This window comes from Roseovarius pelagicus (assembly GCF_025639885.1).
In the GTDB taxonomy this organism is placed as follows: domain Bacteria; phylum Pseudomonadota; class Alphaproteobacteria; order Rhodobacterales; family Rhodobacteraceae; genus Roseovarius; species Roseovarius pelagicus.
On the sequence record NZ_CP106738.1, the window covers coordinates 3751820 to 3763850 of the forward strand.

The 12031-nt window shown below is 61.0% G+C and carries 14 protein-coding genes, 1 tRNA gene and 1 riboswitch; of the genes, 10 read left to right on the plus strand and 5 right to left on the minus strand.

The window, feature by feature from the left end; translation table 11 throughout:
* Positions 1–26: 26 nt before the first annotated feature.
* From N7U68_RS19480 to N7U68_RS19495, 4 genes are all read right to left on the minus strand, one after another.
* Positions 27–431: a c-type cytochrome gene (locus N7U68_RS19480; protein WP_263047890.1), complete on the minus strand. Its 405-nt coding sequence runs from the start codon at positions 429–431 to the stop codon at positions 27–29.
* Positions 428–1807, minus strand: coding sequence for a multicopper oxidase family protein (locus N7U68_RS19485; protein WP_263047891.1), 1380 nt, complete (start codon positions 1805–1807; stop codon positions 428–430). Before N7U68_RS19485 ends, N7U68_RS19480 begins: the two co-directional genes overlap by 4 nt.
* Before the next feature lies 1 nt (position 1808).
* On the minus strand, positions 1809–2249 hold the full coding sequence (locus N7U68_RS19490; protein WP_263047892.1) for a c-type cytochrome: 441 nt from the start codon (positions 2247–2249) through the stop codon (positions 1809–1811).
* An 87-nt stretch (positions 2250–2336) separates the two neighbouring features.
* Complete coding sequence (locus N7U68_RS19495; RefSeq protein WP_263047893.1) at positions 2337–2654, minus strand: hypothetical protein; 318 nt, start codon at positions 2652–2654, stop codon at positions 2337–2339.
* A gap of 275 nt (positions 2655–2929) precedes the next feature.
* Positions 2930–3033: riboswitch (TPP riboswitch) on the plus strand.
* 59 nt (positions 3034–3092) lie between these two features.
* Between N7U68_RS19495 and thiD the strand changes: the two genes are divergently transcribed.
* Genes thiD through N7U68_RS19525 form a run of 6 tightly spaced genes read left to right on the plus strand, consistent with a single transcriptional unit; the run spans position 3093 to position 7342 of the window.
* A complete protein-coding gene (gene thiD / locus N7U68_RS19500; RefSeq protein WP_263047894.1) occupies positions 3093–3872 on the plus strand; it encodes a bifunctional hydroxymethylpyrimidine kinase/phosphomethylpyrimidine kinase in 780 nt (259 codons plus the stop codon).
* Positions 3869–4849, plus strand: a complete 981-nt coding sequence (locus tag N7U68_RS19505) for an FAD-dependent oxidoreductase (RefSeq protein WP_263047895.1) — start codon at positions 3869–3871, stop codon at positions 4847–4849. The genes thiD and N7U68_RS19505 overlap by 4 nt, the downstream gene beginning before the upstream one ends.
* Positions 4827–5024 carry a sulfur carrier protein ThiS gene (gene thiS, locus N7U68_RS19510; protein ID WP_263047896.1) on the plus strand — a complete coding sequence of 66 codons (198 nt, stop codon included), beginning with the start codon at positions 4827–4829 and terminating at the stop codon, positions 5022–5024. Before N7U68_RS19505 ends, thiS begins: the two co-directional genes overlap by 23 nt.
* A gap of 1 nt (position 5025) precedes the next feature.
* Positions 5026–5796 (plus strand): thiazole synthase, encoded by a 771-nt coding sequence (locus N7U68_RS19515; RefSeq protein ID WP_263047897.1) that lies wholly within the window; start codon positions 5026–5028, stop codon positions 5794–5796.
* Positions 5793–6389 carry a thiamine phosphate synthase gene (locus N7U68_RS19520; RefSeq protein WP_263047898.1) on the plus strand — a complete coding sequence of 199 codons (597 nt, stop codon included), beginning with the start codon at positions 5793–5795 and terminating at the stop codon, positions 6387–6389. Before N7U68_RS19515 ends, N7U68_RS19520 begins: the two co-directional genes overlap by 4 nt.
* A complete protein-coding gene (locus tag N7U68_RS19525; protein ID WP_263047899.1) occupies positions 6386–7342 on the plus strand; it encodes a HesA/MoeB/ThiF family protein in 957 nt (318 codons plus the stop codon). The genes N7U68_RS19520 and N7U68_RS19525 overlap by 4 nt, the downstream gene beginning before the upstream one ends.
* Before the next feature lie 557 nt (positions 7343–7899).
* On the opposite strand, the gene N7U68_RS19530 is transcribed toward N7U68_RS19525, so the two are convergent.
* Positions 7900–7989, minus strand: a tRNA-Ser gene (locus tag N7U68_RS19530).
* 208 nt (positions 7990–8197) lie between these two features.
* On the opposite strand from N7U68_RS19530, the gene N7U68_RS19535 reads away from it, so the two are divergent.
* From N7U68_RS19535 to N7U68_RS19550, 4 genes are read left to right on the plus strand one after another with little or no spacing between them, the layout of a single operon-like run.
* On the plus strand, positions 8198–9088 hold the full coding sequence (locus N7U68_RS19535; RefSeq protein ID WP_263047900.1) for an SPOR domain-containing protein: 891 nt from the start codon (positions 8198–8200) through the stop codon (positions 9086–9088).
* 14 nt (positions 9089–9102) lie between these two features.
* On the plus strand, positions 9103–10272 hold the full coding sequence (locus tag N7U68_RS19540) for a D-alanyl-D-alanine carboxypeptidase family protein (protein ID WP_165192768.1): 1170 nt from the start codon (positions 9103–9105) through the stop codon (positions 10270–10272).
* Entirely contained in the window at positions 10269–10895 is a 627-nt protein-coding gene (gene tmk / locus N7U68_RS19545; RefSeq protein ID WP_263047901.1) for a dTMP kinase, read from the plus strand. Before N7U68_RS19540 ends, tmk begins: the two co-directional genes overlap by 4 nt.
* A complete protein-coding gene (locus tag N7U68_RS19550; RefSeq protein ID WP_263047902.1) occupies positions 10892–12028 on the plus strand; it encodes a DNA polymerase III subunit delta' in 1137 nt (378 codons plus the stop codon). Before tmk ends, N7U68_RS19550 begins: the two co-directional genes overlap by 4 nt.
* Positions 12029–12031 lie beyond the last annotated feature (3 nt).

Genomic DNA, 12031 nt, shown 5'->3' on the forward strand with positions numbered 1-12031 from the left:
GTTCCCATAAAGTCGACGTTTTCCGACTATTTTTTTCCGCTGATCGCCTCTTGATAGGCGCGTTCACGGTCCGGCCATGTGGATTTAATGTATTCGAGGATGGCGTGGATTTGCTCATCCTTCAGTGTATCGCCAAAGCCCGGCATGTTGCTTTCATAGTCGTCGCCGACAACTGCGGCCGTCCCATCCCGCGTAATGCGGAACAGGATGTCGTCGCTGTGATGCCATGTGTGACCCGTGACATCATGGGGCGGTGCAGGAAGTCGTCCATCAGTGCCACGGCTGCGCCAGTCTGGCTGACCTTCAAGTTTGGTCCCGTGACACGAGGCGCAGTGCTGTTGGTAGAGCGCAGCGCCATCCATGCCTTCTTCTGCCACGACAGAGTAAGCCGCACCGGAAAGCGCCGCTGCAAGCAGGAGAAGCCACCTCATGAGACCGTAATCCAGTTGGTCATGCCCGAGGCGGCGTGCCCCAACATGTGACAATGCAACAGCCATTTTCCCGGATTATCCGCGACGAATGCGATCTCGGTCGTCTGGTCCGGCATCACCAATACCGTGTCCCGTAGCGGTCCAGTGGTGCCGTCTGCGTTACGCACCCGGAAGTGCATCCCGTGCAAGTGCATAGCATGCGGAAAGATCGTGTCGTTCGTCATGCGGATGCGCGCCGTTTCTCCGAGTGACAGGGCGGCAAAGGGCGTCTTCCCCATACCTGCTTGTCCGGCCAGTGCCCAGAATTGGCCGTTCTGGACCAGCTCTTGCCAGCCCATTGTCTGTCCGTTGAAGGAGGCGCTCTCCAGCCCGCGCATGGCGCCACCTTGAAGGGGCATGTCAAAGACACGGGCCGCGTCGATTCCGGGGGTGTCCATTCGTGGGTTGGATGGCAAGGGCGCAGGCAGGTCTCGGTGAACCGAGGCCGCACGCCCCGTGACCGTGAATTCCACCAGCGCTCGCCAGCTGTCGTCGGAAGCGGCAAAAAGAAGCCCGGCTGGCGCGTCCTTCTCGGCGGTGACGTCCACGATCAGGTCTATGCGCTGCGCGGGAGCAAGGACAAGCGTGTTCGACACCGGCTCTGGTTCCGCAAGAGGCATCCCGTCGAGAGCGATCGTCCACCCCCTCAGCCCCTCAAGTCTAAGTCCAAAGATTTGCGCATTGGCCGCGTTGATCAGCCGCAAGCGCAGCCGGTCGTTCTGCCGCGCCGGGAGGCTGTAGTTGTAGCGCCCATTCACCCCCACCAGATTGCCGATGCGGCCGCCATGGCTCCGTGCCATCGGAGCCGCAAAGTTGTCGACGAACCGCCCGGTGTCCGGGTCGATCAACCAGTCGTCTATCATCAGGACTTCGTCGCCGTCAACGTCCGGCTGTGTCGGTTCTTCGACGATCAGCGCACCGGAAAGGCCCCGCGCTACCTGCTCCATGGAATTGGTGTGCGCGTGATACCAATAGGTGCCGGCGTCCGGCAGATCGAAGGCATAATCGAAGCCTTGCCCAGACGGTACTGGCTCTTGCGTCAGCCCCGCGACGCCATCCATCGCATTGTCTATTCGAATGCCGTGCCAGTGGATCGAGGTGGGAACAGTCAGGGTGTTGACCAGTCGCCGTTCAAACCGGCTGCCTTGCGCAACGCGGATCATGGGACCGGGGATCGTGCCGTCGTAACTCCAGACCGGCGTGGCGGGATAGCTGTCTGGAGCAAGCTGGATCATGGCCTCTTTGGCCGTCAACAGCGGCATGTCTTGGGCGAAAGCAGGGCGGACCAGCGGGGTAGAGGCAAGACCAGCGCAGAAATTGCGTCGTGTCAAATTCATATCAGTTAATCCCATTTGCACGTTGCACTTCACGGATATAAGCAATGATAGAGCCAGCATCAGCACGGGTGACCTGAGGCTGCGGCGGCATGTCCCCGAACTTCCAGTGATGCGCACGCACGCCATTTTGTGCAGCCATCTGAAAAGCCATATCCCCGTGGTGTGACGGCTCATAGATCTTGTGGATCAGCGGCGGTCCAAATCCCACTTTCCCCGCGGCATTTGCGCCGTGACAATCAGCGCAGACCGCATCGAATGCCCGTTTTCCCATAGAAGCCTCGGGCGAAAGACTCTTGGGTAGGGTGACGGCGACCATAGCCGCGCCTTGGGTGGGGGTCGATGCTTGGCCTGCCGACAGATCGTGGTCGGTAAGACGGGTATAAGTATATGTACCAAGTGCTACAGCAATGACCGCAGCCCCGGCAAGGAGCGTATTTTTCATGATATTTTCCTGTCCTGCGCAAGCCTTCGTGCTGCGCGTTCTCATTTAGGGCGGACGAATGTCAGCCCAGGACGCAGTAGAGAAGGATCAGGCGCGGGGAGGTGGCAGGTCTAGTGCCAAGCGAATGGATGCGCCTTTATATGCATCGGGCCATGCGTGGCGATGGCCAAGGTACTCTCCGTCGCGTTGTGAGAAAGCATCAGAAATAAGAGCCATGGGGGCACAAAGGGACATATCCGCGCAAGACGGTCCCTGATGCATTTTGCCCGCCTCGGCTTCCTGCATTTCGACCATCGCCTCTGGACAGGACGGGCATTCATGCATCGACATGCCAGCCGCATCAAAATGCGGAGATGAGACTAATACCATAAGGTTGGCCAGAAGGATAAAGGCGATCAGGCGCATGCGGGCTTTCTTACTTGTCATAGCTAACATGGGACGCCACGGGGGGCTGGTCAATGCAGATCTGAATTGCCAATGCACATCATGTACATAATCTTATCTCGACGAATTCGCAGATCGCGAGACAAGGGCGAAACTTCCTCGCCGTATTGGTGATTGAGTCGGTCCGCCAACGCGGTTCCGGTGGGATCTCGGACCAGCGCCAAGAGTGTGGCGGCAGGTTCTTTGGTTGCAGTATATCTGTTTGACGAAGCAATCACGCAGATCTACTAATCCATTGAAATCTGTTGGGGTGCCCTTGTCGGGGCTGAGATGCGCAATGCGCGAACCCATTGAACCTGAACCGGTTAGGACCGGCGGAGGGAACAGCTAGCGGACACAGCGTTCGTTCTGGTCGTACCCTCATTTCCTGTCCTGACCCTGAACGCCAAGGGCGGTGCCATGGTTGCAAAGGCGCTGACGATTGCAGGCTCGGATTCCGGTGGTGGCGCGGGCATTCAGGCCGATCTGAAAACGTTTTCGGCGATGGGCGTCTACGGCGCTTCGGTCGTTACAGCGGTGACCGCGCAAAACACGCAATCTGTCACGGCAATTCACGCCATTCCCGACGCGGTCGTGGCAGCGCAGATCGAAGCGGTCCTCAGTGATATAGAGATTGGCGCGATCAAGATCGGGATGCTGGGCACACCGTCGCTGATCAAGGTGGTCGCTGATGCCTTGGCGGGATATGACGGCCCCGTGGTGCTTGATCCAGTCATGGTCGCGAAATCGGGCGACACGCTGCTGGCCGATAGCGCGATTGATGCGCTAAAGTCCGAACTGTTCGGTCGCGCAACGCTAATTACTCCCAACTTGCCAGAAGCCGAAAAGCTCGCCGGTGCGGGCACACCCCAAGAGCAGGCTCAACGGCTATTGGAACTGGGCGTTGGCGCAGTGCTGATGAAAGGCGGGCATGCGGAGGGACAGATCTGCAAAGACACTCTGGTGTCGAGCACTGGTGCCCGGTCCTTTTCTGCACCTCGCGTGAATACACGAAACACTCACGGCACGGGGTGTTCCTACTCCTCGGCCATCGCTGCATGCATGGCACAGGGCATGTCGATGCAGGAGGCTGTTGCCCGCGCCCACCGTTGGCTGAATGCCGCGATATTGCAGGCGGATGACCTAAACGTTGGACACGGCCATGGGCCGGTTCACCATTTCCACGCGCTTTGGGGATGAGCGATCGTTTTACCATACTCGGTGGCGGCGTGTGCGGCTTGACGATGGCTGCGGAACTGTCGTTGCGCGGTGCGCAGGTCACGGTCAGTGACCCCAATGGAGCGCCCGGCGACCACGCCTGCTCGTGGTGGGCGGGAGGCATGTTAGCGCCCGAATGCGAGGGCGTGAGCGCGGAGCCAAACGTCGTTCATCACGGCCGCGAGGCTGCGGATTGGTGGGAAAGCCACGGTGCGACGGTGACCCGGAATGGGACGTTGGTTGTGGCCTTGGGGCGCGATCAGAGCGAATTGACAACATTCGGGCGCCGCGTGCCGTCCGCCGTGCCCATGGATCGCGCCGGGATCGAAGCATGCGAACCCCACTTGGCCGAGCGGTTTTCCAAGGCGCTGTTCATACCCAATGAGAACCACCTCGCCCCTCGTGCGACCATGATCGGACAGTATGACCGGCTGACGAAGGCCGGGGTCGTCTTTGAACGTGTGTTGCGGGGACAGGTCATAGACTGCCGCGGATTGGCTGCGCGTGACACGCTCCCTGACCTGCGCGGCGTCAAGGGCGAGATGCTGGTGGTGCGCTGCCCCGATGTCGCGCTCTCGCGTCCGGTCCGGCTGCTGCACCCGCGCTTTCCGCTATATATCGTGCCTCGTGGCGATGGGGTCTTTATGCTGGGTGCGACACAGCTTGAGAGTGGCGACCGCAACCGGGCCACCCTGCGATCTGTCATGGAGCTGATGAACGCTGCCTACGCCCTGCACCCTGCCTTTGGCGAGGCGGAACTGCTGGAAATCGGCGTCGATGCGCGGCCCGCCTTTCCGGACAACCAGCCACGTATTCGCCGGGTCGGCGAGCGGATTTACGCAAATGGCCTTTTTCGGCACGGATTTCTGCTGGCGCCCGCCCTGGCGCGGATGACTGCGGATCTGGTGCTGGAGGGCAAAACGCCGGAGGTTTGGTATGAAGATCATCGTGAACGGTGAGATGATGAACAGTGACGCGCCCACATTGGCGGCGTTGCTCGCTGAGCTTGGGAAAGGCGACGCGAAGGTGGCCACGTCGGTGAATGAGGCCTTTGTTCCTAAAACCCTGCGGGAACAACAGGTCCTGCGAGACGGCAACCGGGTCGAGATCGTCGCCCCGCGGCAGGGGGGCTGAGATGCCTACATTCTACGGCACCACGATCGATTCTCGCCTGATGTTGGGCACCGCTCAGTACCCATCCCCTGCCATTCTAGCAGACGCGTTTCAGCAATCGGGGGCGGGTATTGCCACAGTGTCGGTGCGCCGCGAGGCCGGCGGTGAGCAGGCAGGGCAGGATTTTTGGTCGCTGATCCAGCAACTGGGCGTTGCGGTCTTGCCCAACACCGCTGGCTGCCATTCGATTCGCGAAGCGGTGACCACAGCGCACATGGCGCGCGAACTCTTTGATACCGACTGGATCAAGCTGGAGATCATCGGCAATGCCGACACATTGCAACCCGATCCCTTCGGGCTGGTCGAGGCCGCAGCACAGTTGGCCGAGGACGGATTCGAGGTCTTCCCATATTGCACCGAGGATCTGGTGCTGTGCGAACGCTTGGTAGAGGTCGGTTGCAAGGTCCTTATGCCTTGGGGCGCGCCCATCGGCACGGGGCTTGGCCTAAATAACATTTACGGGCTGCGCAGCCTGCGGGCGCACTTTCCGGATATCCCCTTGGTGGTGGACGCCGGACTGGGCCTGCCGTCGCAGGCGGCGCACGCGATGGAATTGGGCTATGATGCGGTGCTTCTCAATACCGCCGTGGCCAAGGCGGGCGACCCCGTTGCGATGGCCAGAGCGTTTGCACATGCTGTGGAGGCTGGCGCGCTGGCGGCGCAGGCCGATCCTATCGACGCGCGGGATATGGCCGCCCCCTCTACGCCCATTATCGGAAAGGCATTCCTTTGACGCTACATCGCTTTTACCCGATCTTTGACGATGTCGCGTGGCTGCGGCGCATGTTGCCGCTAGGGATAAAGCTGGTGCAATTGCGGATCAAGGACCAGCCGCAGGACGCGCTGCGGGCGCAGATCCTTGAGGCGCGCGATCTGAGCCGCGCCCACGGTGCCGTGTTGGTTGTCAACGACCACTGGCAACTGGCCATCGAGCTTGGATGTGATTGGGTGCATTTGGGCCAAGAAGATTTGGACGACGCTAATGTGGATGAGATCCGAGCGACCGGCCTGAAACTGGGCATCTCGACCCATGACGAGGCGGAATTGACGCGGGCTCTGGCGTTGATGCCCGATTATGTCGCCCTCGGCCCGATCTATCCGACGATCCTCAAGAAAATGAAATGGCATCAGCAGGGCGTCGAGAAGCTGACGCTCTGGAAGGCACGTACGGGGCGCATCCCGCTTGTTGCGATTGGTGGAATGAGCGTTGCGCGCGCCGAAGGTGCTTTTGCTGCCGGTGCGGATATCGTTTCGGCCGTCACGGACATCACGTTGCATGATGATCCGGAGGCTCGCGTCACGGCATGGCTCAAGGCCTGCACATGAACCGATACGCCCGTCAAACCGCTGTTTTGGGCGTGGCCGCACAGGAACGGCTTGCTGCGGCATCGGTTCTTGTCATCGGCGCGGGTGGTTTGGCTAGCCCGGTTTTACAGTACCTTGTGGGCGCGGGCGTGGGCCATATCCGGCTCGTCGATGCGGATGTGGTGAGCCTGTCAAACCTGCATCGCCAAACGCTCTTTCGTGAGGCCGATATCGGCCAACCCAAGGTCGGGATCGCCGCAGCCACCTTGGCTGCACTGAACTCGGACACCACGATTGATCCCATCCAGAAGCGCTTTGATCCTGCCACGGCAGAGGCGCTGTGTGACGGCATGACCCTCGTCCTCGATTGTGCCGACAGCTTTGCGGCCAGCTACGTGGCGTCGGACCATTGTCTGCACACTGGGCAGCCGCTGATCAGCGCCAGCGTTGTGGGGTCCGAGGGCTATGTGGGCGGATTTTGCGGCGGTCAGCCGGGGCTGCGCGCGGTGTTTCCCGACCTGCCAGATCAGTTAGGCTCTTGCGATACCGAAGGCGTGTCAGGCCCAAGCGTTGGTGTCATTGGCAGCCTACAGGCGCAAATGGCGATGGCGATCCTTACGGATGATCAGACGGCCTTGGGTCAGCTCGTCACCTATGATGCACGCACGCTGCGGTTTGGCGGGTTTCGGTTCGATGCTGCCCCCGATCCTGCGCCGAACCCGGCGTTCATCGCGCAAGCAGACATTGCGGCAACTGACTTTCTGGTCGATCTGCGTGCAAAAGAAGAACAGGGACCGGAATTGCCGCTGGCGATGCGCCATGCAGTCACGGATTTTGGGCCGCACGGTCCCCAGCCAGACCAAGACCAACGCGCCGTTCTGGCCTGCCGGTCAGGTCTTCGGGCGTGGCACGCAGCGGAGCGGCTTGCAAAACATTGGGACGGTGAGATCAAAATCCTTGCCCTTGGAGACTAAGGTGATCGAGCTGATACGCGGTATGACAAGCCCCGAGCCGATCACGTGATATACCCGCGTCGCCGTGGCGCTGCCCGGCTCAGCGTTTAGCCTGCGGCTGGCGGTGGTCTGCGCCCTCAAAAGGCTCGGGGTATCGGGCGTTGTTGCCCAACGGTCGCGCCAATAGCGACGTCGGGTTCGTCGCTCTTATGGTACCGCGTTGCTTACCGTTCTCCTGCATGCAGGTGTGAACAAAGTGTGAGAAGAGACATTGGGCCGGCCTGATATCGGCCGAGGAAATTCAACGTCTGCGCAAACACGAGGCGGTCAGTGCGCAATCGGCCCCGGGGCCAGATGGGGCAGCACTTTTCGCGCATCCACAACGCAGAGAATCTTGCTGGAGGGGCGAGGGAAGTGAAGTCTCCGCTGCCCCGAATCGGGACCGGTATGGGCAAACAAATTTGCGTGCGGCCAGTTCAGGGAAGGATACCGAGGCGCGGCCCGCGAGCATACCAGACGTTTTCTAGACGGGGTGGTGTGCGGAAATTTACATATTTATGAATGACATAAATGGAACTTGGCGGAGGAGGTGGGATTCGAACCCACGGTAGACTTTCACCTACGTCGGTTTTCAAGACCGGTGCATTCGACCACTCTGCCACTCCTCCGACAGAGATAGTGCCTACAGTGCGTTGCGCGATTCTGAAAGTACCAGTTTCTGGGGAATTCCGCCGAAGATGCGTCTGCGCGCTTTTCTTGCATCGGACAAAGGGCTAACATGTCGCAAGGCGGCAACGACCGTCTTGGCAGCGCAGTTCCGGGAAAACCGGCGGGGCACCGTTTTACGGTGGCCATCAGACAGGCAAAGGGCACGGCATGGATTTCTCTGGGGAAGGCGGAAGAGCGGGATTGCGCAGCGCATTCGGGGCTGGCACGATTATTGTTTTTCTCAGTGGCTGCCAAGGGTTGCAGGACGTTAACCCCTTTAAGGCAAGACCAGACACAGAGGCTGAGGTCACCACTGTCGCCGGGGGGGATGCATCCTCTGTGCGTTTGGTGGAGCGCGATGTCGAGGCACCGGATGTCTTTCAGGTCACCGATATGGGGCTCTGGGATGGTCGCCCGTCCTTGGGTGGTGTTTGGGTCGCACATCCTGATGTAAGCGAGCCTGAGCGTGTGATCATCCGCAATACGGCTAATTCAAAATTCGTGATCGGCGCGCTGTTTCGCCGCGAACGGGCCAATCCCGGCCCAGAGTTGCAAGTGTCATCCGATGCTGCCGCAGCGTTGGGGATGCTGGCCGGGGCGCCAGCACAGTTGAACGTGACGGCGTTGCGCCGTGAGGCCGCGCCGGAGCAGCAACAGGCGGCAGCCCGTCCGCTGACACCCAGCACGGTGGAGTCGACATCGCTTGATCCCATCGCCGGGGCAGCTGCGGCGATTGATGCTGCCGAAGCAGACGATGCCGCGACCTCAACGGTCAGCGTGACCCAACCTTCGGCGACCCCTGCCACGCCTGCCAAAGCATCTTCGCTGGACAAGCCGTTCATTCAGATCGGTATCTTTAGTGTTGAGAAGAACGCCAACAACACCGCCACCGCGATGCGGCAGGCAGGCATGGTGCCCACTGTGCTGGCGCAGGAATCGAGCGGCAAGAAGTTCTGGCGCGTTGTTGTCGGTCCGGCGGCCACGAAATCCGAGCGCACCGCGCTGATGAAGAAAATCAAGGGTGTCGGGTTTGACGACGCCTATCCTGTGACCAACTGATCCGGAAAGAGCCCATGCTGCCACATGCCGTTCGACTGAGTTTTGCCCTTCTTGTTGCGCTTGTCATGGCGTTGCCCGCCGCTGCGTTCGACACGCAGGCGCGTGCGGCCTACGTGACCGACCTTAAAACCGGCACGGTTCTGTTGAACAAGAATGCCGATCAACCGCTACCGCCTGCGTCGATGTCCAAGCTGATGACGCTATATGTGGCGTTCGAGGCGATCCGCGAGGGGCGGCTCTCGCTTGATGAAAAGCTTCCTGTGTCCCAGCACGCGATGAGCTATGGTGGCTCGACCATGTTTCTGGACACCACGGACCGGGTACGGGTTGAGGATCTTTTGCGGGGTATCATCGTGCTTAGCGGCAATGACGCCTGTGCCGTGATCGCCGAGGCGTTGAGCCCGGATGGGTCCGAAGCCGGGTTTGCACGTTTCATGACGATGCGCGCGCAAAAGATGGGTATGACCAATTCTACTTTTGCCAATTCCAATGGTTGGCCCGCTGCGGGCCACCGGATGAGCATGCGCGATCTGGCGCTGCTGGCACGTCGTTTGATCGAGGATTTCCCGGAATATTACCCGATGTTTGCCGAGACCGAGTTCAAGTTCGATGGCCGCGCGCCGCAGAACACCCAGAACCGTAACCCGTTGCTGGCGCTGGGGATTGGCGCGGACGGGCTGAAGACCGGTCACACTCAGGCGGCGGGCTATGGTTTGGTTGGGTCGGCGCGGCAAGGGGATCGGCGCATCGTCTTTGTCATCTCGGGGTTGAACAGTTCGGCGCAACGCGCTCAGGAAGCCGAGGCAATCGTAAGCTGGGCGTTTCGCCAGTTTGTCGAAAACACCGTTGTCAAAGGCGGTACCGAGGTATTGCGCGCGGACGTGTGGCTGGGTGATGCCCCCAGCGTCGGATTGGTTGCCGAGCAGGATTTGACCATGTTGCTGCCGGTGCTGAGCGCCGAAGAGGTCAAAGCCGAAGTGATCTATGACGGTCCTATTCAGGCACCCGTCGCGCAAGGGGATCGTCTTGGGACGCTGATTGTCAAACCCGAGGGCATGCAAGAGGTCGAAGTGCCGTTGATTGCGGCCGCCAGTGTCGCGCGCGGCGGTTTTGTTACCCGGATCAAGACTGTCTCGGGACTGTTGCTGACACGATTACAGCAGGGGCCTGAGGGCGCGCTTTGAGCGGGCAGGGGCTTTTCGTCAGTTTCGAGGGGATCGACGGTTCTGGTAAGTCGACGCAGGCGCGCTTGTTATCTGACGCCCTGAAGCGCGCGGGCCACGATGTCATCCTGACACGAGAGCCGGGTGGCAGCCCCGGTGCCGAGGAAATCCGCAAGCTGGTGTTGGAGGGCGATCCGGATCGCTGGTCAGCCGAGACCGAGTTGCTGCTCTTTACTGCGGCCCGTCGCGACCATCTGGAGCGAACCATTCGTCCGGCGCTGGCAGCGGGGCAGGTCGTCATCTGTGATCGGTTTGCTGACAGCACGCGTATGTATCAAGGATTGCGTAGCGGCGATCTGCGGGGCCTGGTTGATGCCCTGCATGACCTCATGATCGGTCAGGAGCCGGATCTGACCTTGTTGATCGACATGGACCCCGATGCGGGGCTTGCGCGGGCACTGGGACGCGGCGGCAACGAGGAACGGTTCGAGTCCTTTGGCGGAGATTTGCAACGCCGGATGCGACAGGGGTTTCTTGACCTCGCGACGGCTGCACCTGACCGCATTCAGATAATTGATGGCATGCGCGATGTGGATGCCGTCGCGCGCGAGGTCTGGTCCGTGATGGCAGAGGCGTTAGGATGACAGACGACGCTCCGCAGCCAGATCGCGTCGAAGGCGCGCCACATCCGCGAGAGACGCGCGAGCTGATTGGGCAAGCAGCAGCCGAAACGGGGTTTCTGGAGGCGTTCAACTCTGGCCGGATGCATCATGGCTGGCTGATGGTTGGCCCGCGCGGTGTCGGCAAGGCAACGCTGGCATGGCGCATCGCACGATTCCTGCTGGCCACACCCGACCCGGTTGCAGACGGAGGGCTGTTCGGCGATGCACCGATTTCGCCACAATCTCTTGATGTGCCTGATGAGCATCCGGTCGCGCGGCGGCTGTTGGCGGGGTCCGATCCGGGCCTGTTTCATATCACCCGCACCCTCAACGAAAAAACCGGCCGGATGCGTGATATGATTGTGGCCGAGGACGTCCGGCGGCTGAACGGATTTCTGGGGCTTAGTGCGGCGGATGGCGGCCGTCGGGTAGTGCTCATCGACAGCGCGGACGAGATGAATGCACAGGCGGCCAATGCGCTGCTGAAGATGCTGGAAGAACCGCCCGCGCGTACGACACTGCTGCTGATCAGCCACCAGCCGACAGGTCTGTTGCCGACCATCCGTTCGCGGTGCCGCGAACTGCGTTTGCCGCCATTGGATGCGGAGGGTATGGCTGCAGCACTTGCGCAGGCAGGTGTCGATACGGGCACCACTGATGCCGCTGCATTGGCTGCGTTGTCGGGTGGGTCGGTCGGAGAGGCAGTACGCCTGACCAACCTCGGCGGGCTAGAGATGTACCGCGAACTGACGCAGATCTTCGCCGGGCTTCCCCGGCTTGATCGGTCACGGGCGTTAAAGCTGGCGAATGCGGCGGCGACACGCGGGGCGGAGGACAAGCTCGACCTGCTGATTGGGCTGTTCGATCTGCTGCTGGCACGGCTGGCACGCACTGGCAGCATGGGCGCGCCACCCGCGCCCGAGGCGGCGCAAGGCGAGGCCGAGATGATGCTCCGACTTGCCGCTGATCCGGCCCAAGGACGGGCGTGGGCGGACTGCGCGCAGCTGGTCGGTGCACGAGCGCGCCATGGGCGGGCGGTGAACCTTGACCCTGCCGCGCTGGTCCTAGATACCGTGGTCAAGATACAGAAAACGGCGGCGGGCAAAGCTCGCTGAAAG